Origin of the sequence: Streptomyces guryensis (assembly GCF_021261325.1) — a bacterium.
Taxonomy (GTDB): domain Bacteria; phylum Actinomycetota; class Actinomycetes; order Streptomycetales; family Streptomycetaceae; genus Streptomyces; species Streptomyces guryensis.
On the sequence record NZ_JAJSBI010000012.1, the window covers coordinates 125,895 to 147,947 of the forward strand.

Here is a 22,053-nt window from a genome sequence, read left to right on the forward strand (position 1 = left end):
AGCTTCGACGGCGGCGCTGACCGTCCTCCTACCGTCCGCTGACCGCCGCTGACCGCAGGCTCCGGCCCTGCTCGAAGGCCTTGACGTACGCCTCGGGTGACAGCCGCGCGCGTACGTCCTGCTCGGTGCGTACGACATCGGGGTCGCCCTCGACGCGCATGCCGCGCAGGCCGGTCGCCGCGCCGAGCAGGACGGCGGCCCGCTCCGGGGACCCGGCGACCGATGCCAAGGCCTCGGCGCAGTCGGCGAGTTCGAGGTCGCCCGGGCCCTCGGCGGCGAGTTCGGCGGCCTGCCGGAACCAGTCGCGGGCCTGCCCGGTGTGACCCTCGGCGGCAGCCGTACGGCCGAGTCCCACGATGATCCGTACCGTCTCGCCGACGCTGAACCAGTTGGCCGCGCACGCCGCCAGGGCGTCTTCGTAGTGCACGCGCGCGCGTGCCGTGTCCCCGGACAGACGGGCCGTGTCGCCGAGGCCGCGCCGTGCGCTCGCCACCTTGTCGGGCAGACCGGCGCCACGCGCGAGTGCCATCGCCTGCTCGAAGTGGGCCGCCGCGCCGGACGTGTCCCCCTGGTGCAGCAGTACGGTCCCGCGGCTGCGCAGCAGATCGGCGGTCTCCTCCGGCGCGGCCAGCTCCCGCACGTACGCCAGCCCCTCGTCCAGGAACTCCAGCGCGCGGGCCGACTCCCCGCGCGCGTGGACGAACATCCCGAGCGGATCCAGGCAGTTGGCCATGCCCCACCGGTCACCGGTGGTGCGGAACCCGGCCAGCGCACGGGCGAAGCGCTCCTCGGCCTCCCGCGCCCGCCCCGCGAACTGATCCTGGAAGCCGAGCCCCACGTCCAGCAGCGCCCGGACCCAGGGGGCGCCGCCGGCCAGGGCCAGGGCCCGGTCGTTGGTGGCCGGCCGGGGGCCGGCCGCGAGCGACCACAAAACGAAGACGTACGGTAGCCGCAGCGGCCCCTCGTACGCGCTCAGGACGGCGTCCACGCGCGCGAGGAGACCGTCCTGGCCGACAGGATGGCCGCCATCGGCGGAGAGCGCGTTGATGGCACACAGCACGTACTCCTCCTCCAGGCCCGGCGGCGGCGCGTCCCCCACGGCGGCCAGCAGCTCGCGGGCCGTCGGCACCTGTTCGCCGTGCAGCCCGCGCAGCCGCCAGAACCAGGACAGGAGGCCCATCAGACGCAGCGCGTCCGCGGGGTCGGCCCGGACGAGATGGCGCAGTGCCGCGTCCAGGTCGCCGCGCTCGGCGGCCAGCCGGGCCAGCCAGGGCAGTTGGCCGCCGCCGCGGAGGTACGGCTCGGCCTGCTCGGCCAGCCGAAGGAAGTACCCGGCGTGCGCGTCCTTCAGGTGGTCCGGGTCCGGCACGTCCTCGGCGGCGAACGCCCTGATCGTCTCCAGCATCCGGTAGCGCCCCTCGGACACCTCCAGGAACGACTTCTCGACCAGAGAGGCCAGGACGTCCTCGGGGTACGGCAGCGCGCACACCGCCTCGACCGCCTCCAGGGTCGCGCCCCCGGAGAACACCGTCAGCCGCCGCGCGAGCTCCCGCTCCTCCTCGTCCAGCAGGTCCCAGCTCCACTCCACGACGGCGCGCAGGGTGCGGTGCCGGGGTGCCTTGGAGCGGTCGCCCCGGGACAGCACGCGGAACCGGTCGTCCAGGCGGTCCGCCAGCTCGTCCGGGGTCAGGGTGCGCAGCCGGGCCGCCGCCAGCTCGATGGCGAGCGGGAGCCCGTCGAGGGCGGCGCAGATGCCGGGCACGCGCGCGTGGGCCTCGAACCCGGGGCGTACGGCCCGGGCCCGGTCGGCGAAGAGCCGCACCGCGAGTTCCGGCGGCAGCGGCGGCACCGGGACGAGGACCTCCCCCGTGATCCCGAGAGACTCGCGGCTGGTGGCGAGGACGCGCACGCCGGGACAAGAGGCGAGCAGCAGCGCGGCGGTCCGGGCGGCCTCCTCGACCAGGTGCTCGCAGTTGTCGAGCACGACAAGCAGCCGGCGCTCCTCCAGGGCGGCCAGCAGCCGGTCCGTACTGTCGGCCGTGGCCGTGCGGAACCCCTCACGCACGCCGAGCGCCGTGAGGACGGCGTACGGGATCTGTTTGCCGTCGGTGAGCGGGGCCAGCTCGACGAAGCAGACGTCGGTGTGCCGGTTCGCCGCCTCGATCGCCAGCCGGGTCTTGCCCGCACCGCCCGGGCCCGTGATCGTGGCCAGCCGGGCGTCCGCCAAGAGGTCGGCGATCCGGTGGAGTTCGCTCTCGCGGCCCACGAAACGGGTGAGCTGGACCGGGAGGCGGCGCCGCTCGGGCTCGCAGCCCTGGAGCAGCTCCAGGTGCAGCGCGGACAGTTCGCGCGAGGGATCGGCGCCCAGTTCGTCGGCGAGGGTGCGCCGGGCGTCCTCGTACACCGTGAGCGCCTCGGCGGGCCGCCCGCCCGCGTGCAGCGCCCGCATCAGCTGCCCGTACATCCGCTCGCTCAGCGGGTGGGCCGACAGCAGCGCCCGCAGCTCAGGTACGAGTTCTGGGCCGCCGCCGAGTGCCAGGTCCGCCTCGATCCGGTCCTGTACGGCGGCCAGCCTGATCTCGTCGAGCCGGGCGGCCTCGGCGTGCGCGTCCGGGAGGTCGGGCAGCGCGGGGCCGCGCCACAGGGCGAGGGCCTCCCTCAGTTGTGCGGCGGCCAGCCGGTGATCGCCGGCAACGGTGCGTGCCTGCGCGGCCAGCTGCTCGAACCGGAGGGCGTCGACCGTGTCGGGAGGGGTGACGATGCGGTATCCGGTCGAGGTCGCCTCGATCTCCGCGTGCGGGGCCAGACGCCTGCGCAGACGGGAGATCTGTGACTGGAGGGCGTTGGCGGCCCTGGTGGGCGGCTCGGCACCGTACAGGCCGTCGATCAGCCGATGCGTGGAGACGGACCGGCCCGCGTCGAGCAGCAGGAGGGTCAACAGGGCCCGGGGGCGGGGACCGCCGGGGTCGACGGGGGCGCCGTCGTCGGTGCGTGCCTCCAGGGGGCCCAGGATGCCGAAGCGCATGCGACCAGCTTGTCAGGCCCGCCGCCTTGTCAGGTACAGCAAAAAGCCGGTCCACCCTGAGGTGGACCGGCTCAGTGCAGCGAACCAGCAGTGGCCGCGCGCTTAGCTGTGCGTCAGCGCGAGACCTTGCCGGCCTTGATGCACGAGGTGCAAGCGTTCACGCGCTTCGGCGTCCCGCCGACCACGGTACGGACGCGCTGGATGTTCGGGTTCCAGCGACGGGACGTACGGCGGTGCGAAAACGAGATGTTGTTGCCGAAGCCCGGCCCCTTGCCGCAGACGTCGCAGTTGGCAGCCACGGGTCACTCCAAAGACTTCAGATGCACTTACGGTTGGATCCCGGCATGCCGGGATCAAGATCGTAGGATCAGAGATCTGAGTGGCGGTGCCAGGGGATGGCCCGATCAGGATCGGGCAACCGGAGCAGCATACAACGACTGCGCCAGTACAACGAAACTACCATGCCTGATCAGGGCTCTTCCCGGCCCTCTTCCGGCGGGCACCGGCCCTGGGTCTACGCTGCGTCCAGTCCGGAAGTTCAAGGAGGCGCAGGTGGCGCAGGTGCCGCAGACATTCTTCGATGCTCTCGCGGTGCGCACCTGGTGCGGCCTCGCGCTGGAGGCGCTCGGCCGCGCGCGCGAGGAGATCGACGCGATCAACGTCTACCCCGTGGCGGACGGTGACACGGGCACCAACCTCTATCTGACCGTGGAGTCCGCCGTCGGGGCGGTGGAGGCGGTCTTCGCGGCCCACGAGGTGGGCGCCGACGCGGCCGGGAAGCCTTCGCTCGCCGACGCAGCGCGTGCGATGGCGCACGGGGCGCTGATAGGCGCCCAGGGCAACTCCGGGACGATCCTCGCCCAGTTGCTGCGCGGCATGGCGCAGGTGCTGGCCGGCGACGGTGAGACGCCTCACACCGACGGCTCCGGCCTCCGGCTCGCGCTGCGGCACGCGGCCGACTCCGCCCGCCAGGCCGTGGCACACCCCGTCGAGGGCACGGTCCTGTCGGTCGCCTCCGCCGCCGCGGACGCGGCCGCAGGAGCCGAGGGCGACTGCGCGGTGGTGGCACGGGCGGCCCACGAGGGAGCGCGCGCCGCGCTGGCCGCGACTCCGGGGCAGCTGGCCGTGCTGGGGCGGGCCGGGGTGGTCGACGCCGGCGGGCGCGGGCTGGTGGCGGTGCTCGCGGCGCTGGTGGAGACGTTCACGGGGGAGGCACAGGCGGCCATCGGGGTCTCCGGCGGGCACGCGCGTGTGCAGGTCATCGATGCGGCCGCGGCCGAGGGTGCCCTCGTTGCCGAGGACTGCGTCTCCCTTCCGGAGGAGGGCGGCCCTGCCTTCGAGGTGATCTACCTCCTAGAGGCCGAGGACGCCGCCGTGGAGCGGCTGCGGGCCCGCCTCGACACCTTGGGGGACTCGCTGGTCGTGGTCGGCGGCGACGGCCTGTGGAACGTCCATGTGCATGTGGACGACGCGGGCGCCGCCGTGGAGGCGGGCGTCGAGGCCGGGCGGCCCTACCGGATCCGGATCACCCACTTCGGTCTCGGTGACGTGCACACCACCGGCGGGCAGCGACCGCATCGGGAGCAGGTCCAGCGGGCGGTCGTGGCCGTCGTGCCGGGCGAGGGACTGGCCGGGCTGTACAGCCAGGCCGGCGCGACCACCGTGCTCGCGCGCCCAGGGGAGCCGCCCGCGAGCGGGGAACTCGTCGACGCCGTACGGCGGGCCCACGCGCGCGAGGTCGTGCTGCTGCCCAACGACGCCGACCTGCGCCACACCGCCGCCGCGGCGGCCGAGCAGGCACGGGCCGAGGGCATCCGGGTGGCCCTGATCCCGACCCGCTCCGCGGTCCAGGGGATCGCCGCCCTCGCCGTGCACGAATCGGAGCGCCGCTTCGACGAGGACGTCGTGTCGATGACCTCGGCGGCCGGCGCCACCCGCTACGCCGAGATCGCCGTGGCCGAGCGCCAGTCCTGGACCATGGCCGGAATCTGCCAGGCCGGGGACGTCCTCGGCCTCATCGACGGCGACGTGGCCGTGATCGGCTCCGACGTCATCGTCACCGCCGAAGGCGTCCTCGACCGCATGCTCCAGGCCGGCGGCGAACTGGTCACCCTCGTCCTCGGCGACGAGGCCCCGGAGTCGGTGGCCGACCGCCTGGAGGCACGCGTGCGCGAGTCCTACCTGGCCGTCGACACGGTGGTGTACCGCGGCGGCCGCCAGGGAGCACTGCTACTGATCGGCGTCGAGTAGCACCCACACCCCCTCCACACCTGGCCTCTCCCGGGGCCGGGGCTCGTGATCTTCACGGCCTTCCGCCTTCCGCTTCGGCCCTGGCTCGGGCGGGCTTCTGGCCTTGGTCGGCGGCGGGGCCTCCGGTCTCTGCGGTCCGTCCGTTCCTGGTCGCGGCTGGTTCGGGTCTGGGGCTTTGCTTGGCGCTGGGACGGCTGGTCTTTGTGGTTCGTCTGTCTCGGATGGCGACTGGGCCGGGGTTTCCGGCCTCAGCCGGTCCCGGAGCGCCCGATCTGTGCGCTTCCTCCGCTGCCGGTCCTGGTAGGCGCGGGGGCCGTGGTGCCTGTCGGGCGGGAGCTGCCGGCCTCTGTGGTTCTGCTGGGCGTGACGGGCGCGAGGCACCTGGCCCTGCCGGGCGAGGCTGTTGGCGGTCCTGGTTGGCCGAGCCTGTTGTTCCTGGTGGGCGGGAGTCTGGTCCCGGTGGGTGCGAGGCTGCCGGTCCTGGCGGGTCCGAGGCTCCTGCTTTCTGGCGGGCGCGAGCCTGCTGGCCCCTGTCGGTCCGCGGCTGCTGGACCCGGAGGACCCTAGGCTCCTAAACCTGGCCGACCTCGACCCCCTGGTCCTGGCCGAGCCAGGTCCCCGGTCCTGGCCGACCCCGGGCCTGCGGCCCTGGCAGTCCCGCCCCCGCCTCAGCCGGCCTTCTCTTCCTCCGTCACCTGGAGCAGCTGCTCCGCCTCTGCCTGTCGTCCCTGTGCCGTCTCGTCCGTGTTGTCGGCGCCGTCGTAGGCGGCGAGGACCGCACGCGCGTGTGCCGCTGCTCGGGAGGGGCGGCCGAGGTCGGACTCCAGCCAGCCTGCGGCGAGTTCGGCTCCGGTGCGGCTGCCCAGGGCGGCGTCGCCGAGGGAGGCGAACACCGTGATCGCATGGGTGACCTGGGACAGGGCGTCCTCGAGCGCGGCCCGGATCGAGTCGTCGTCGGCGTCCTCCGTGGCGGAACGGGCGAGCAGGTCGCCGAACTGGCGGTGGGTGTGCCCGAGTTCGGCGACGAGCCGCCGGCCTGCCTCCTCGTCGGTTCCGGCGGTACTCAGCGCCGCCTCGCACTCCCGGACCGCGGCCGCCATCAACTCCCGTGCCGCGTCCGTCCCGTCCTCCGCGCCCAGCGCCAGCCACGCCCGGGCGCGCAGGGAGCGCACGAGGCCGTGGACGTTGCCGAGCGAGCGCCACAGCTCGCCGGCGCGCGCGTACGCCTGGTCCGCCTCGCCGGGCAGTCCCGCAGCTCCGAGCGACTCGGCGGCGAGATGGGCGAGCGTGGCGTGGTCGTGCTGCTCGGGCCAGTGGCGGGCGATCTCGGCGGCCTGCAGGCGTCGTTCGGCCGCCTCGCGATGCTCGCCGAGTTCGCTCAGACAGTCGCCGAGCCACCACTGCGTCTGGACGACCGCGCCGTCGCCGTGCGTCTCGTCGCTCAGGTCGGGCAGCGCCGACTCCAGCACCTCCGCGGCCTCGGCCCAGCGCTCCTGGCGCAGCAGGAACCCGCCGAGCTGGTGCCGTGCCCAGGCGCCGAGCGTCGGGCCCTCGCCCGCCGCGTCGGCCCAGTGCGCCGCCTCCAGGGCGTGTTCGGCGGCCTCCACGGACAGTCCGCGGCCACCGAGCACCTCGGCGAGCTGCAGGTGCAACTGGGCCCGCCCGATGGCCTCCAGATGCGCCCCGCCGTGCTCCAGGGCGGCCCGCAGCGCCCGCTCCGCCCCCGAGATGTCACCCAGGTGATGTGCCAGCCCGGCCAGCCGTGCCTCGTACTCCGCCGCGAACCACGGGAGCCCGGCCCCGACGAACCCGGCCGTGGCCCGCCCGAACAGCTCCACGGCCGTCTCCAGGTCGCCGCCGCGCACCGCCAGCTCCGCGAGCATGGCCTGAGCCTCGGCCTCCCGTGCGGCGATCCGCACGTCGTCCCCGGTATAACCGCCGACCAGCGCGAGCAGTTCACGTACGGCGCTCTCCCCGTCGACGAGAACCGTTTCCTCGGCCGCCTCGCCCGCCTCCAGCACCCGCCGCATCAGGATCCGCGCCCGTCCCATCAGGACGGACGCCGTCTGCCGCACGCCGGTGGCGTCGTCGGCGTACAGCGCCAGGACCTGGTCGTACGGCTCGGCGACCGCCGCGAGCGCGTCGTCCACCCGGCCCGACAGGGCGCGTACGTACGCCGCACGCGTGCGTGCCGCCAGCGCCTCACCGGGGTCGCCGGCCTCGGCGTACAGCTCGGCGGCCGTCTCGAAGAGCACGGCGCCCTCGGGGCCCCGGTCCATCGCCTCGTGGTCGGCGATCTCCGCACGGTCGCGGGCGTCCAGTTCGACGCCCTCGGCGGCGCGCGAGACCGCCGCCCAGGCGTCCATGGCGTTCGGTTGCAGCGTGTGCGAGAGCCGGCGTGCCTCGGCCAGCAGGGCGGGCAGGTCCGGCACGTCCGCGGTCACGGCGGCCGGCGCCGCCACCGGGGGCGCGGAGACCGGGCGCGTCGCCCGCACCCCGAGCGGCAGCCGCTCGACCAGCGGGCGCTGCGCCATACGCGCGCGTGCCCGGTCGGTGACGTACGAGGTGCCGTTGCGCTCGTCGAAACGCGCGGCCAGGGAGAGGGCCTCCGCACGCGCGTGCGTGGCGAGCTCGCGCGCCGTCCAGGTCCGGCCGGCCGGACCGGGGACCTGACGGTGGCCCAGCCCCGCCTCGCCCAGTCGCTCCATGAGCAGCGCCACCACGCTCAGGAAGTCCACCCTGCTGCGCGGCTGCCCGGTGTCCGTGAAGTACGCCGGCCGCTCCGCGAGCAGTTCCAGACCTCGTGCCTCGTTGCCCGTCAGCGCGCAGAACTCGACGTGGTCCGCGTACGCGCCCCGCATGCTCTCCATGCCCCGTACCAGCCGGAAGCCCCGCAGATGGTGGGCCCGCGCCTCGTCCGTGCGGCCGAGCCGCAGCAGGGGCGTCAGCGACGACGCGAGCACCGAGTGCGGCTCGTGCGCGCACGTGAACCCGCCCTCCAGCACCGGCCGCCACAGCAGCAGCGCCTCCGCGTCCCGTCCCCGCTCCGCCTGCCACCAGCCCTGCCCGTGCAGCTCGCAGGCGTGGCAGTCGGCCATGCTGTCCCGGTCGGCGGCCAGCCACGCGGCGTACGCCCGATCCGCGCGCGCGATGTCCCCGATGTGCGCGGCCACGCTGAACTCGGCACTGCGCACGGCCCGTTCGGAGTGCCCGGCGAGCCGGTAGCGGTGCTCCATCTCGCCAAGCCACTTCTCGATCGAGGCGAGCGGCACGTGCGGCTGGTCGAGCATGCCGGACGACATCCACTTGAAGACCCAGTGCAACGAGTGCGTCTCGTACTCGTCGAAGTCCCCGGGCCGCTCGTCCCACATGCGCAGCAGACGCGCGAAGGGGACGAACATCTTGTCCTTCTCGGAGCTGTAGTTGTAGACCTTCAGCTGGTGCCCGAGCGCCTCGATCACGGCGAGCGGGATGCCCAGCTTCTCGGCCTCGGCCAGCAGCTGCTCCGCGCGCGCGTTGCGCGCCGGGCCCTCCGGCCGCTCGGAGTTCTCCGCCATCGCACGGCGCAGGGAGTCGAAGTCCGTGATCCCGCTCATCAGTTGCCGTCCTCCCCGTGGGTCGCCCATTCCAGCAGGCCGATGAACGCCCGGTTCAGCAGCGCCGTGTCCGCCGGCCGCAGCGGGCGCTGCGCCATCAGCAGTGCCTGCCCGTACAGGGACTCGGTGGCGGTGCCGATCAGTTCCGGGTCGCCGAGCGAACTGATCCGCCGGATCAGCGGGCTGAGGTGGTTGAGCACGAGACGTGCGCGTGGGGCGCTCCCGCGGAGCGACCCCAGGATGCCCGCCCAGAGGTCGTCGGCCTGCTCCTCTGCCTCGGCACGGGCCTGTTCGTGGCGGGCCGCCCGGTCGTCCAGGTGCAGCGCGGGAACGGAGAGCGGATGGAAGGCCCGCAGGACCACATCGCACCCCAGGGGATCGAGTTTCGCCCGCGCGGCCGCCAGGAAGCCCGACAGGGCCAGCTCCTCGGCCGGGTCCACCGCGTCCAGATGCGCGGTCACCGTGTCGGCGTCCAGTTCCGCGACCACCGTCCCGGGCAGCACCGACGGCAGCGCCTCGACCAGCTCACTGTCGTACGTGTAACCGCCGTTGATCACCCCGACGCCCTGCGCGGACGCGATCGGCGCGACCTGCCGGTACTCCTCCACGGTCCGGGTGAAGTGCACCACCGGGTGCCGCTGCGCGAACTCCTCCAGCGAAAGCTGCCCGTCGGTGGTCTCGAAGGGCAGCCACGGCAGCATCGTGCGCAGCATCTCCGTGTCGTGCCGCGCCAGGGACTTCACCCCGAGGTGGTGCACGGACAGGAAGGCCGCCAGCCGTTCCGGATCTCCGGCCGCGAGCCCCGTAAGCCAGGACCGAATCCTTGTCCCCAGCGCGTCCCGTACGGCCGCCAGCGTCTCGTCCTCGTACAGCGACTCGCGCGAGGCCGTGGGCCGCAGACTGTCGGTGTCCAGCACGCACCGCACGAAGAACGCCCAGTCCGGCAGCAGCTGTTCGGCCCGCTCGGTCAGCAGCATGCCCTTGAGGTGCACGCGGTGCGTCGCCCGCTGGGCCGGACTGACCGCCGAGGGCAGGACGTACGCCACGCCCCGGATCCCGGCCAGCGGCACATCCAGCTCGATCGAGTCCAGCGGGGTGAAGCCGAACAACTCGTGACAGTGCCGCGCCAGAGCCACCCGCCGGTTGGCGGGGGAAGGGTACGACCGGTTCCAGGGCGCCGGGAGGTCGGTGACCGCCTCGTCGCCGACCCGGACGTCGTACGGCAGCAGCGACCCGAAGTCCCGCGCCAGCGTGAGCACCCGCTCCGGCGTGAGCCACTCGCCGGCCCCCGCCCGGGCCACCAGGTGCACGGTGGTGCCGGGTTCGGGCCGGGCCTCGTGCGGCAGCGTCCGCACGGTGTACGAACCGTCGTCGCTCGCCGTCCACTCGACGGGCGCCGCGTCCGGCGTACGGGCGCTGCGGCTGACGACCCGGATCCGCTCAGCGACCACGAAGCAGGCCAGCAGACCGATGCCGAACTGCCCGAGGAAGTCGGAGCGGACCTCCTGGATGCCGTCGGCGATCCCTTCGGTCCGCTTGGAACTGCGCCCGATGGTCGCGAGCAGGTTGTGCACGTCCGCCTCGGTGAGCCCGATCCCCGAGTCCTCGACACGCAGCGAGCCGGCCTCCGGGTACAGCCGCACCCGGGCCGGGGCGTCGGGCTGCTCGGCGCGCCGGGCGGTGATGGCGTCCACGGAGTTCTGCAGCAGTTCGCGCAGATAGACCTTGGGGCTGGAATAGAGGTGGTGCGAGAGGAGGTCCACCAGGCCACGCAGGTCGACCTGGAACGTATGAGGTGTCTGGGATGACTGTGAGGTCTGGGAGTCCATCGTCGCAGCGCCGGAGGGGGGACTTGAGGGCGGCGCGGGGTCGGGCGGTCCCTGGTGGGGCGGTGACCGCGGGGGATGGCCGGAGCGCGTCATCCTAGAGCCGGAACAGTCCGCCTGACCAGGACTTTCCCGAGACGTAAACGGGAATGTCAGTGGCGTGGTGTGCAATGGATCTCGTGCCCGCACTGGAAGAACCACTGAAGAAGGTGCTCGGACCACCCACCGCGAAGGTGATGGCCGAGAACCTCGGCCTGCACACCGTCGGCGACCTCCTGCACCACTACCCGCGCAGATACGAGGAGCGCGGCCAGCTCACCCACCTGGCCGACCTCCCCCTGGACGAGCACGTCACCGTGGTCGCGATGGTCGCCGACGCCCGCCTGCACACCTTCGCCTCCGCCAAGGCCCCCCGCGGCAAGGGCCAGCGCCTGGAGGTCACCATCACCGACGGCAGCGGCCGCCTCCAGCTGGTCTTCTTCGGCCACGGCGTCCACAAGCCCCACAAGGAACTCCTGCCGGGCACACGCGCGATGTTCGCGGGCAAGGTCTCCGTCTTCAACCGCCGCCTGCAACTCGCCCACCCCGCCTACGAGTTGCTACGGGGCGACAGCGACGAGACGGTCGAGACCTGGGCCGGCGCGCTCATCCCCATCTACCCCGCTACGGCCAAACTGGAGTCCTGGAAGATCGGCAAGGCCCTCCAGACGGTCCTGCCCCATGCCCAGGAGGCCGTCGACCCCCTGCCGGAGGGACTCCGCGAGGGCCGCGGCCTGATCAGCCTCCCCGAGGCCCTGCTCAAGATCCACCGCCCGCACACCAAGGCCGACGTCGAGGACGCCCGCTCCCGCCTCAAGTGGGACGAGGCCTTCGTCCTCCAGGTGGCCCTCGCCCGCCGCAGGTACGCCGACGCCCAACTCCCGGCGGTAGCCCGCAAACCCAAACCCGACGGCCTCCTCACAGCATTCGACGACCGCCTCCCCTTCACCCTCACCGAGGGTCAGCAGAAGGTCTCCAAGGAGATCTTCGACGACCTGGCGACCGAGCATCCGATGCACCGGCTGCTGCAGGGGGAGGTCGGATCGGGCAAGGCGCAGCCCCTCGACTCGCTCGTGCTCACACCCGCCGGTTTCCGTCGGATGGGGGACTTGAGCGTGGGTGACGAAGTGGTCGTGCCCGACGGAGAGGTCGCGTTGGTCGACGGACTGTTCCCGCAAGGAGAGCGAGACGTCTGGCGCTTGGTCCTTTCCGACGGAAGTTCCGTGGAGTGCGACGACGAACACCTCTGGATTGTCGGCACGAGCTGTGCCCGGCACCGGGGGCAGGTTCCCAAGATCATGACAACTCGAGAGATCCGTCTCGACACGTTGAAGGCAAACGGGTCTTCCAAGTGGTACATCCCGGCAGCGGCACCTGTCGACCTCGGGGGCGACTGGGGACTCCCACTGGATCCCTACCTCTTCGGTCTCCTTCTCGGGGACGGCTCGTTCCGGCACAACCTGCGGCTCTCCACGATCGACGACGAGATCCGGGATGCCGTGGCATCCGCTGTGGCGCCTGAATGCCGACTCGTTCCCGTGAAGGGCTCCCGCTGTGATCACACCATCCAGCTCGCACAGCGCGTCGGCGGAGCCCGGAACCCGGTGATCCAAGTCCTGCGGGATCTGGACCTCTGGGGCGAGACATCGCACGGCAAGTTCGTGCCAGACGAGTTCAAGGACACCTCGGTCAAGGACCGTCTCGCTTTGCTGCAAGGGCTCCTGGACACGGATGGCACCATCCAGGCGAACGGCCTGAGCGTCTCGTTCTGTTCGGCTTCACGACGGCTCGCAGATGATGTCGCCTGGCTCGTACGCTCGCTGGGAGGCCGAGCGCGAGTCCTGCCGAAGCGAGCCGCTTTCGAGGTCTCCGTCGCACTGCCAGACGAGTACCCTCCATTTCGGCTGACCCGCAAGGCGGACCGCGTGCGGCCCCGCCCGAAGCACAACACCTTCCGCCGTGGGATTCGCGCGGTCGAATACGTGGGACGCAAGCCGGTGCAGTGCATCAGCGTCGACCATCCGAGCCACGCCTACGTCACCGACAACTTCACGGTCACCCACAACACGATGGTGGCGCTCCGCGCCATGCTCGCCACGGTCGACGCCGGTGGTCAGGCGGCCATGCTCGCCCCCACCGAGGTCCTCGCCCAGCAGCACCACCGCTCCATCGTCGAGATGATGGGCGAGCTGGCCGAGGGCGGGATGCTGGGCGGTGCCGAGCACTCAACCAAGGTGGTGCTGCTGACCGGTTCCATGGGCGCCGCCGCCCGCCGTCAGGCCCTGCTCGACCTGGTCACAGGCGAGGCCGGCCTCGTGATCGGCACGCACGCGCTCATCGAGGACAAGGTCCAGTTCCACGACCTGGGGCTGGTCGTCGTCGACGAACAGCACCGCTTCGGCGTCGAGCAGCGCGACGCCCTGCGCGGCAAGGGCAAGCAGCCCCCGCACCTCCTCGTCATGACGGCCACACCCATCCCGCGCACGGTCGCCATGACCGTCTTCGGCGACCTGGAGACCTCGGTCCTCGACCAACTCCCCGCCGGCCGCTCCCCGATCGCCAGCCATGTCGTCCCGGCCGCCGACAAGCCCCACTTCCTGGCCCGCGCCTGGGAGCGGGTCCGCGAGGAGGTCGGCAAGGGCCATCAGGCGTACGTCGTCTGCCCCCGCATCGGCGACGAGGAGGAGGACCCGAAGAAGTCCGGCAAGAAGAAATCCCCCGAGGACGAGGCCGAGAAGCGCCCCCCGCTCGCCGTCCTCGAAGTGGCCGACCAGCTCGCCAAGGGCCCTCTCCAGGGCCTCCGCGTCGAGGTCCTGCACGGCCGTATGCACCCCGATGACAAGGACGCGGTCATGCGCCGCTTCGCCGCCGGGGACACGGACGTCCTGGTGGCCACCACGGTCATCGAGGTCGGCGTCAACGTCCCGAACGCCACCGCCATGGTGATCATGGACGCCGACCGCTTCGGCGTCTCCCAGCTCCACCAGTTGCGCGGCCGAGTGGGCCGAGGCTCGGCACCTGGCCTCTGTCTCCTGGTCTCCGAGATGCCCGAGGCGAGCGCAGCCCGCCAGCGCCTGACCGCGGTCGCCGCCACCCTCGACGGCTTCGAACTCTCCCGTATCGACCTGGAGCAGCGCCGGGAGGGCGACGTCCTGGGCCAGGCCCAGTCGGGAGCCCGCACCAGCCTGCGGGTCCTGGCGGTCATCGAGGACGAGGAGGTCATCGCGGAGGCGAGGCAGGAGGCCGCGGCGGTGGTGGCGGCGGATCCGGAGCTGGCGGGGCTTCCAGGCCTACGGACGGCCCTGGATGCCCTTTTGGACGAGGAGAGGGAGCAGTACCTGGAAAAGGGCTAGAGGGGAGCTGGCCTACAGGGGCGCGGGGCTGTGTCGATATGCGGCTCCGCCGCGCGGGCGCGATCAGCCCCCACCGGCCCGCAGTCGCGCACGACCCGAACCAGCCCCCACCTCCGCCTGCCAGACTGGACACGTAACCGCCCCGCGAACAAGGACCAGAGATGACCCGCGTGATCGCCGGCGCAGCCGGCGGACGCCGCCTGGCAGTCCCGCCAGGGACCGGCACCCGCCCGACATCAGACCGCGCCCGCGAAGGTCTCTTCTCCACCTGGCAGTCCCTCCTGGGCAGCCCCCTGGAAGGCGAACGCGTCCTCGACCTCTACGCAGGCTCCGGCGCCGTGGGCCTGGAGGCCCTGTCCCGGGGCGCGGGCCACACCCTCCTCGTCGAGGCGGACGCCCGCGCCGCACGCGTCATCCGCGAGAACGTCAGAACTCTCGGACTCCCCGGCGCCGAGGTGAGGGCGGGCAAAGCCGAACAGATCATCCAGACGCCGGCGCCGACACCGCCGTACGACCTCGTGTTCCTCGATCCCCCGTACCGAGTCACAGATCACGATCTTCGCGAGATTCTCCTCACACTCCGCTCGGGAGGCTGGCTCGCGCCGGAGGCGATCGTCACCGTGGAGCGCAGCACCAGAGGCGGCGAATTCAGGTGGCCCGAGGGTTTCGACGCGGTCAAGGCCCGTCGCTACGGCGAGGGAACGTTTTGGTACGGTCGCGCCGCCTCTACGTGCGAAGACGCACGATGACCGGACCGGAGAGCGAGGGATCACTAGTGCGCCGCGCCGTCTGTCCCGGGTCGTTCGACCCGATCACCAACGGACACCTCGACATCATTTCCCGTGCCTCTCGTCTGTACGACGAGGTCTATGTCGCGGTCATGATCAACAAGTCCAAGAAGGGCCTGTTCGAGATCGACGAGCGGATCGACCTGATCCGTCGGGTCACCGCCGAGTACGGCAACGTGATCGTCGAGGCCTTCCACGGCCTCCTCGTCGACTACTGCAAGGAACGCGACATCCCGGCCATCGTCAAGGGCCTGCGGGCGGTCAGCGACTTCGACTACGAGCTGCAGATGGCCCAGATGAACAACGGCCTCTCGGGCGTCGAGACCCTCTTCGTGCCGACCAACCCCACCTACAGCTTCCTCTCCTCCTCGCTCGTCAAGGAGGTCGCGACCTGGGGCGGAGACGTCTCCCACCTGGTGCCGCCGATGGTCCTGGAGGCCCTCAACAAGCGCCTGCGCAAGGACTGATGGGGCTACAGTCGTCCCGTCCGTCTCCAACACAGCTGTAGAGAGTGGCGAGCACACGGTGGACGTGCAGAAGAAGCTCGACGAGATCGTCGCCGCGGTCTCCGGCGCCCGGTCGATGCCCATGTCGGCCTCGTGCGTGGTCAACCGCGCCGACCTGCTCTCGATGCTCGAAGAGGTGCGCGAGGCACTGCCCGGCTCCCTCGCGCAGGCCCAGGAGCTGATCGGCGACCGCGAGCAGATGGTGGAACAGGCCCGCCAGGAGGCCGACCGGATCATCGGGCAGGCGCACGCGGAGCGCGGCTCCCTGATCTCCGACACCGAGATCGCCCGCCGCTCCCGGGCCGAGGCCGACCGCATCCTCACCGAGGCCCGCCAGGAGGCCGAGGAGGTGCGTGCCGAGGCCGACGACTACGTCGACTCCAAGCTCGCCAACTTCGAGGTCGTCCTCACCAAGACCCTCGGTTCCGTCGGCCGCGGCCGCGAGAAGCTCCTCGGGACCGGCCCGGGCGTCGACGAGCAGGGCTATGAGGACGAGGACGCCCCCGAGCGCAGCCACGACCCCGAGACCCTGCGCAAGGACGCCGACGCCTACGTCGACGTCAAGCTCGGCGCCTTCGAGGCGGTCCTCGCCAAGACCCTGGAGGCCGTCGGCCGCGGCCGCCAGAAGCTGCACGGCCGTATCGCCACCGACGACCTGAGCTCCCTCGCCGACGACCAGACGTCCTTCCAGCACTCCAGCGACGCCGACTACCTGGCCGACCTCGCCGCCGTCGCCGAGCAGAAGCCCCCGGCCGAGCAGCCCGCCCAGCAGCAGGACTACGGCCAGCCGCAGCCGGCGTACGGCTACCAGCAGCAGCCCGACCCGTACGGCGGCGCGTACCAGCAGCAGGCCTACGGTCAGCAGGACGCCTACGGCTACCAACAGGCCGATCCGTACGCCCCCACCTCCGGCTACGCTCCGGCGGGAGGTGCCCCCTTCCAGGGCTACGACGCCCAGCAGGCGGCGTACGACCCGAGCCAGGCGCAGCAGACGCAGCAGGCGCACCAGTCGTACGCACTCGACGAGACCAGCCTCTTCGACACCGGCATGATCACGCCCGAGCAGCTGAGAGCCTACGAACAGGGGCGCGGCCAGTAAGCAGCCACCGGATTGGGCCGTCAGCGAAAGGTCCAGTATCCTGGCTCTTCGGTCGCGTGTACGTCCGCGATCAGCGCTGCCCAGGGACACCGAGGGGCAGCGTCCCCCTGAGCTGGAAGATCGAAAGCAGGAATGGCTCTGAACGCCCGCCTCGACCACCGCAAGCCTCTCGTGTTCGACACACACGAGCTGGGGCGGCGGCCCGGTGCGCTGCAGCGCCTGACCCGCGAGATCGACGCTCCCCGGGATCTCGGGATCGCGGGAGTCATCGGAGTGCCGGAAGGCGCCCCGTTGGAGCTCGAACTCCGACTCGAGTCGGTCATGGAAGGTGTGCTTGTCACAGGCACCGCCCGTGCACAGGCCGAGGGGGAGTGCGTAAGGTGTCTGGAGCCGCTCGAGCTGGAGCTCGACGCGGAATTCCAGGAGATGTTCTCGTACCCTGACGCCGACGATCGGGGCCGCCCCAAGGCGGAGCCGACCGACGACGCCGGGGAATCCGCAGAAAACGAGGACAGGCTCTTCATCGAGGACGGCTTGTTCGACCTCGAGCCCGTGCTGCGGGATGCGGTGGTGCTCGCACTGCCGATGCAGCCGGTGTGCCAGGACGACTGTCTGGGCCTGTGCTCCGAGTGCGGAGCGCGGCTCACGGACGACCCGGACCACCACCATGACGCCGTCGACATCCGTTGGGCGGCACTGCAGGGACTCGCCGGTTCACTCGGAGACGGCGAGAAGGACGAGATGAGCGGCGGCGCGCTTCCATCAGCGCACGCCGACGAGAAGCAGGAGAAGTAGCCGTGGCTGTTCCGAAGCGGAAGATGTCGCGCAGCAACACGCGCCACCGCCGGTCGCAGTGGAAGGCTGCGGTCCCCACCCTGGTTGCGTGCGAGCGCTGCCACGAGCCCAAGCTGCAGCACATCGCGTGCCCTTCTTGCGGCACCTACAACAAGCGCCAGGTCCTCGAGGTCTGAGCGGCTGGTGAGAGGCACCGTGTCCACTGCCAAGAAGGCGGATGACGCCAAGGCGGACCCAACCGCCAGGAAAAAGTCGGACAACACAGCCTCGTCCCACACGCTTCTGGAAGGGCGGCTCGGGTACAAGCTCGAGTCCGCCCTTCTGGTGCGCGCGCTGACCCACCGTTCGTACGCGTACGAGAACGGCGGTCTGCCGACCAACGAGCGGCTGGAGTTCCTCGGGGACTCCGTGCTCGGCCTCGTGGTCACGGACACGCTGTACACCACCCACCCCGACCTGCCCGAAGGCCAGCTGGCCAAGTTGCGGGCCGCGGTGGTCAACTCGCGTGCGCTGGCGGAGGTCGGCCGTGGGCTCGACCTGGGCTCCTTCATCCGGCTCGGCCGGGGTGAAGAGGGCACGGGCGGCCGGGACAAGGCGTCCATCCTCGCCGACACCCTCGAAGCGGTGATCGGCGCGGTCTATCTCGACCAGGGTCTCGATGCGGCGAGCGAGCTCGTCCACCGGCTCTTCGACCCGCTCATCGAGAAGTCCTCCAACCTCGGAGCCGGCCTGGACTGGAAGACCAGCCTCCAGGAGCTCACCGCGACCGAGAGCCTCGGCGTGCCCGAGTACCTGGTCACGGAGACCGGCCCCGACCACGAGAAGACGTTCACTGCTGCCGCCCGCGTCGGAGGCGTCTCGTACGGCACCGGCACCGGCCGCAGCAAGAAAGAGGCGGAGCAGCAGGCCGCGGAATCCGCGTGGCGGTCCATCCGGGCCGAGGCGGACGAGCGCGCCAGGAAGGCAGCGGCCGAGAAGGCCGCCGAGGACGGGGAAGGCCCGTCAGCCGTCTCCGCCTGACGAGAGTCTCTGAGAGCGACAAGTCTCCCAGAGTCCTTGAGTCTCTGACGAACAGCGCACCCGAGCGCCCGTCCCTCCCCGGGGCGGGCGCTCGGCTCATACCGGTCCGTTACGGGGGTTCCGATGCCCGAGTTGCCCGAGGTCGAGGTCGTCCGGCGCGGCCTGGAACGGTGGGTCGCCCACCGCGTCGTCGCCGACGCCGAGGTGCTGCACCCGCGTGCCGTACGCCGTCATGTGGCGGGCGCCGACGACTTCGCACACCGTCTCAAGGGCCACCGCATCGGAGTCCCCAGCCGCCGCGGCAAGTACCTGTGGCTGCCCCTGGAGGACACCCGCCAGTCGGTCCTCGCGCACCTCGGCATGAGCGGCCAGCTGCTGGTCCAGCCGAACGCAGCCCCGGACGAGAAGCACCTCAGGATCCGCGTCCGCTTCGCCGACGACCTGAGAACGGAACTCCGCTTCGTCGACCAACGCACCTTCGGCGGCCTGTCGTTGCACGACTCCACCCCCGAGGGCCTGCCCGAGGTCATCGCGCACATCGCGCGCGACCCTCTCGACCCGCTGTTCGACGACGAGGCCTTCCACCAGGCGCTGCGCCGCAAGCGCAGCACCATCAAACGGGCCCTGCTGGACCAGTCGTCCATCAGCGGGGTCGGCAACATCTATGCGGACGAGGCCCTCTGGCGCGCCCGCATCCACTACGAACGCCCCACCGCGACCTTCACCCGCCCGCGCACCGCCGAACTCCTCGGCCACGTAAGGGACGTGATGAACCAGGCGCTCGCCGTGGGCGGCACCAGCTTCGACAGCCTGTACGTCAACGTCAACGGGGAGTCGGGCTACTTCGACCGGTCGCTGGACGCGTACGGCCGGGAGGGCCTGCCCTGCAAGAGGTGCGCCACCCCGATGCGGCGGCGGCCCTGGATGAACCGGTCCAGCTACTTCTGCCCGAAGTGTCAGAGGCCGCCGCGCATCCCGTCGTAACGCTCGCGAGCTGCGAGGACGTCGTCCATGCGGCCCTCCAACAGATGGACGAGGGCCAGCAGCCGCTCGGCGACCGCGTGGCCGAGAGGAGTGAGCTCGTAGTCCACGCGGGGCGGGTTGGTCGGCTGGGCCTCGCGGTGTACCAGGCCGTCGCGCTCCAGCGCGTGCAGGGTCTGGGACAGCATCTTCTCGCTCACGCCGTCGACGCGGCGGCGCAGCTCGTTGAAGCGCAGGGAGCCCTCGAACAGGGCGCAGAGCGTCAGGCCGCCCCAGCGTCCCGTGACGTGCTCCAGCGTGCCGCGCGAGGGACAGGCCTTGGCGAACACGTTGTACGGGAGGTCGTCCGCCTCCGTGAGCTCCTGCGTGGTGTCCATTCCTCAAGCGTACTTGAGCATAGCGCTAACCGACAGGTTGCACTAACCAGGAGTTAGCGAGTTCGCGTCTAGTACCCGAAGTCCTGCGTCCACCAGGGGCCACCCGACCCGAAGTGCGCACCGACACCCAGCGTCTTGAAGTCGCAGTTCAGGATGTTGGCCCGGTGGCCGGGGCTGTTCATCCAGGCGTCCATCACAGCGGCTGCGTCGGCCTGGCCCCGGGCTATGTTCTCGCCGCCGAGGTTGGTTATGCCGAGCTTCGCGGCCCGGTCCCACGGTGAGGCGCCGCTGGGGTCGGTGTGGTCGAAGAAGCCGTCGGCGGCCATGGCAGCGCTGAACTTCTCGGCCAGCTCCGAGAGGGTGCTGTTGGCGGAGACCGCGCTGCAGCCGACCTTGGCCCGCTCCTCGTTGACCAGCTTGAGCACCTCCGCCTCGGCGGCGGCCTCCGCGGAGACAGCCACCGGGGCGGTGGTCTCCTTGGGCGGCTTGGCCTCCTGCTTCGGAGGCGTTGTCTTCGGCTTCTTGGTGGGCGTGGCCTCCGGCTGCTTCGGCGGCGCCTGGGTCGGCGCGGACGAGGAGACGGACGGGCTCGGCGAGGGCGAGGCCGAGCGATGGGCGCCGCGGCTCGTCGAAGAGCCCTGTTCGCGGCCGTCGGCGCTGCCGGACGTGCCGCCCTGCCCGGTCGCCGAGTTGCTCGGCGTGCTCGCGGCCTGCACGTTGTCGGAGCTGCCGCTGCCGCTGCCGCCCAGCCTGTAGTTGCCGAGGCCGGGCATCGCACCCGTGGCGACCGCGACCGTACCGATGGCGACGGCGGCGGAGACACCGAGCAGACCGGTGCGCACCGGCGTCACGGCCCTCTTCCGGCGGCGCGACCCCCCGCGCCGGGAGCCCTTGTCGGGCGCGAACCCGTGCTCCGGGAACACCGTCGTGTAGTCGTCCTCGGTCGCGAACAGGTACGCGGCACTCCGTGCGGAGACCTCGGAGTACTCCGTGGAGTGCAGATACGGGGCGGTGCCCAGGGTGGGCCGCTCGTCGCCCGCGCCGGCCTCCGGAGGGTCATAGCTGTACGAGTACTGCTGGGGGTCGTAGCTGCTCGTGTACGAGCCGTCCCTACCTGTGACCCCCGTGGCGCGGCCCGTGGCGGCGCGGCCGGCGGCGGAGCGTCGGTGGCGTCCCATGTCTTGGCCTTCCTCGTCTTGCGATCAACGTGTCCCATACGATCTTGCGGGTGACCCAACTCACTCGATCGAGTGGGTTTCATATGAGATTCATTGGGTGGGGACGGTACCGCATGGCGTCAGAGGAGGAAGTGTCCCAAGAGACATTGGCCCGTTAGGTTGCACCCATGAGCGAGGATGTGCGACTGGTCGCCTGGGTGCGGGGACGCGTCCAAGGTGTGGGTTTCCGCTGGTTCACGCGGGCCAAGGCCCTCGAACTCGGCAGCCTGAGTGGTTTTGCTCTCAATTTGGGCGACGGACGGGTCCAGGTGGTCGCCGAGGGCCCGCGGGAGCGCTGCGAGGGACTCCTCGGCTGGCTCCAGGGAGACGACACGCCCGGCCGCGTCGACGGTGTCACCGAGATCTGGGACACACCTCGCGGGGGGTACGACGGCTTCGCCATCCGCTGAGCCGATTCTGTAAAGAGGCCCGGGTGCAAGCGGACGGACATGCCACCGGCAGGTGCCCGGAGCAGAAGTTGCCTGGTGGTTGCCAAGAACCGCTTGTCGTGGCAGGCTGCGCACCCAAGAATGATCGCCACGCACTGAGGGCCCCGCAGGAGTCGCAGCGCCGCCGCTTCTGGGCCGCGCGCCCCCGGGTTGCCCGCCAATACAGGGCGTGATCGTGTTGACCGTCAAACTTTTTGGTGAGACGCTGAAAGCACCCCGCGCACCTTAGCTGTTTGGCATGGATGAACGGCAGCACAAACTCAAGAGTGTCAAGCACCGCGGGTGCGATTCCCTCACGACCCACACCGCTTCGGTCGGTCACTCAGTGTGGAGGACCATCCATCATGGCAAAGGCGCTTCTCGGTTACGTCGGCGGCTCCGACCCTCGACTCCTCGCCGAGATGCGACGGCTCCAGCAGCGCGTCCAGGACCTGGAATCCGAGCTCGGACGGATCCAGGCGGAGAACGACGCGCTCGCGGCTGCCGCTTCTCACGACAGGATCATGGAGAGCATCGACGCACACCAGGCGGAGCCTGCGCTCACCTGATCACTGCATCGCACCACGACAGCAGTGGTTGGGCCGCCCGTATCAACCGCTAAGTTGTCAGAGTTCAGAGTTTGCAAGGGACGCTTCGGCGTCCCTTCTTTCTTTCCCCGCGCATCCTTTCACCCTCTTTAACGTTTGGTGTGCCCTGCACGTTCAAGGGTGAAACCGCGGGTTCATGGAGTGG

The 22,053-nt window shown here is 71.2% G+C and carries 17 protein-coding genes; 11 read left to right on the forward strand and 6 right to left on the reverse strand.

What is annotated here, in order from left to right; translation table 11 throughout:
- Positions 1-28: 28 nt before the first annotated feature.
- Together LJ657_RS24240 and rpmB are read right to left on the reverse strand one after the other, a co-directional pair.
- Positions 29-3,025, reverse strand: coding sequence for an AfsR/SARP family transcriptional regulator (locus LJ657_RS24240; protein WP_232650845.1), 2,997 nt, complete (start codon positions 3,023-3,025; stop codon positions 29-31).
- Between the two features lie 113 nt (positions 3,026-3,138).
- The gene (rpmB, locus tag LJ657_RS24245) at positions 3,139-3,324 is read right to left on the reverse strand and encodes a 50S ribosomal protein L28 (RefSeq protein WP_009190838.1); all 186 of its coding nucleotides are present in this window, start codon (positions 3,322-3,324) and stop codon (positions 3,139-3,141) included.
- A gap of 253 nt (positions 3,325-3,577) precedes the next feature.
- Here rpmB and LJ657_RS24250 point away from each other — a divergent pair, with 253 nt between their 5' ends.
- Positions 3,578-5,275 (forward strand): DAK2 domain-containing protein, encoded by a 1,698-nt coding sequence (locus tag LJ657_RS24250; protein ID WP_232650846.1) that lies wholly within the window; start codon positions 3,578-3,580, stop codon positions 5,273-5,275.
- A 668-nt stretch (positions 5,276-5,943) separates the two neighbouring features.
- Here LJ657_RS24250 and LJ657_RS24260 read toward each other — a convergent pair.
- Complete coding sequence (locus LJ657_RS24260) at positions 5,944-8,871, reverse strand: tetratricopeptide repeat protein (RefSeq protein ID WP_232650847.1); 2,928 nt, start codon at positions 8,869-8,871, stop codon at positions 5,944-5,946.
- Positions 8,871-10,700, reverse strand: coding sequence for an HSP90 family protein (locus LJ657_RS24265; protein WP_232650848.1), 1,830 nt, complete (start codon positions 10,698-10,700; stop codon positions 8,871-8,873). Before LJ657_RS24265 ends, LJ657_RS24260 begins: the two co-directional genes overlap by 1 nt.
- A 167-nt stretch (positions 10,701-10,867) precedes the next feature.
- Between LJ657_RS24265 and LJ657_RS24270 the strand changes: the two genes are divergently transcribed.
- The 8 genes from LJ657_RS24270 (at position 10,868) to mutM (ending at position 19,281) form a co-directional block, all read left to right on the forward strand.
- Positions 10,868-14,089, forward strand: a complete 3,222-nt coding sequence (locus LJ657_RS24270; protein ID WP_232650849.1) for a helicase-related protein — start codon at positions 10,868-10,870, stop codon at positions 14,087-14,089.
- 161 nt (positions 14,090-14,250) lie between these two features.
- Complete coding sequence (rsmD, locus tag LJ657_RS24275; protein ID WP_232650850.1) at positions 14,251-14,838, forward strand: 16S rRNA (guanine(966)-N(2))-methyltransferase RsmD; 588 nt, start codon at positions 14,251-14,253, stop codon at positions 14,836-14,838.
- Positions 14,839-14,864: 26 nt separating this feature from the next.
- On the forward strand, positions 14,865-15,344 hold the full coding sequence (gene coaD, locus LJ657_RS24280) for a pantetheine-phosphate adenylyltransferase (protein ID WP_232650851.1): 480 nt from the start codon (positions 14,865-14,867) through the stop codon (positions 15,342-15,344).
- Between the two features lie 58 nt (positions 15,345-15,402).
- Positions 15,403-16,482, forward strand: coding sequence for a F0F1 ATP synthase subunit B (locus LJ657_RS24285; RefSeq protein ID WP_232650852.1), 1,080 nt, complete (start codon positions 15,403-15,405; stop codon positions 16,480-16,482).
- A gap of 132 nt (positions 16,483-16,614) precedes the next feature.
- Complete coding sequence (locus LJ657_RS24290) at positions 16,615-17,277, forward strand: YceD family protein (protein WP_232650853.1); 663 nt, start codon at positions 16,615-16,617, stop codon at positions 17,275-17,277.
- A 2-nt stretch (positions 17,278-17,279) separates the two neighbouring features.
- A complete protein-coding gene (gene rpmF / locus LJ657_RS24295) occupies positions 17,280-17,453 on the forward strand; it encodes a 50S ribosomal protein L32 (protein ID WP_007493396.1) in 174 nt (57 codons plus the stop codon).
- A gap of 7 nt (positions 17,454-17,460) precedes the next feature.
- Positions 17,461-18,297, forward strand: coding sequence for a ribonuclease III (rnc, locus tag LJ657_RS24300; RefSeq protein ID WP_232650854.1), 837 nt, complete (start codon positions 17,461-17,463; stop codon positions 18,295-18,297).
- 123 nt (positions 18,298-18,420) lie between these two features.
- Positions 18,421-19,281, forward strand: coding sequence for a bifunctional DNA-formamidopyrimidine glycosylase/DNA-(apurinic or apyrimidinic site) lyase (gene mutM, locus LJ657_RS24305; protein WP_232650855.1), 861 nt, complete (start codon positions 18,421-18,423; stop codon positions 19,279-19,281).
- Here the strand turns inward: mutM and LJ657_RS24310 are convergent.
- Both LJ657_RS24310 and LJ657_RS24315 read right to left on the reverse strand, forming a co-directional pair.
- Positions 19,254-19,655: a winged helix-turn-helix transcriptional regulator gene (locus LJ657_RS24310; RefSeq protein WP_232650856.1), complete on the reverse strand. Its 402-nt coding sequence runs from the start codon at positions 19,653-19,655 to the stop codon at positions 19,254-19,256. The two genes, mutM and LJ657_RS24310, sit on opposite strands and share 28 nt — an antisense overlap.
- 68 nt (positions 19,656-19,723) lie before the next feature.
- Positions 19,724-20,833 (reverse strand): CAP domain-containing protein, encoded by a 1,110-nt coding sequence (locus tag LJ657_RS24315; protein WP_232650857.1) that lies wholly within the window; start codon positions 20,831-20,833, stop codon positions 19,724-19,726.
- 167 nt (positions 20,834-21,000) lie between these two features.
- Between LJ657_RS24315 and LJ657_RS24320 the strand changes: the two genes are divergently transcribed.
- Both LJ657_RS24320 and LJ657_RS24325 read left to right on the forward strand, forming a co-directional pair.
- A complete protein-coding gene (locus LJ657_RS24320; RefSeq protein ID WP_232650858.1) occupies positions 21,001-21,282 on the forward strand; it encodes an acylphosphatase in 282 nt (93 codons plus the stop codon).
- A 383-nt stretch (positions 21,283-21,665) separates the two neighbouring features.
- Positions 21,666-21,869 (forward strand): hypothetical protein, encoded by a 204-nt coding sequence (locus tag LJ657_RS24325; RefSeq protein ID WP_031041227.1) that lies wholly within the window; start codon positions 21,666-21,668, stop codon positions 21,867-21,869.
- Positions 21,870-22,053: the final 184 nt, after the last annotated feature.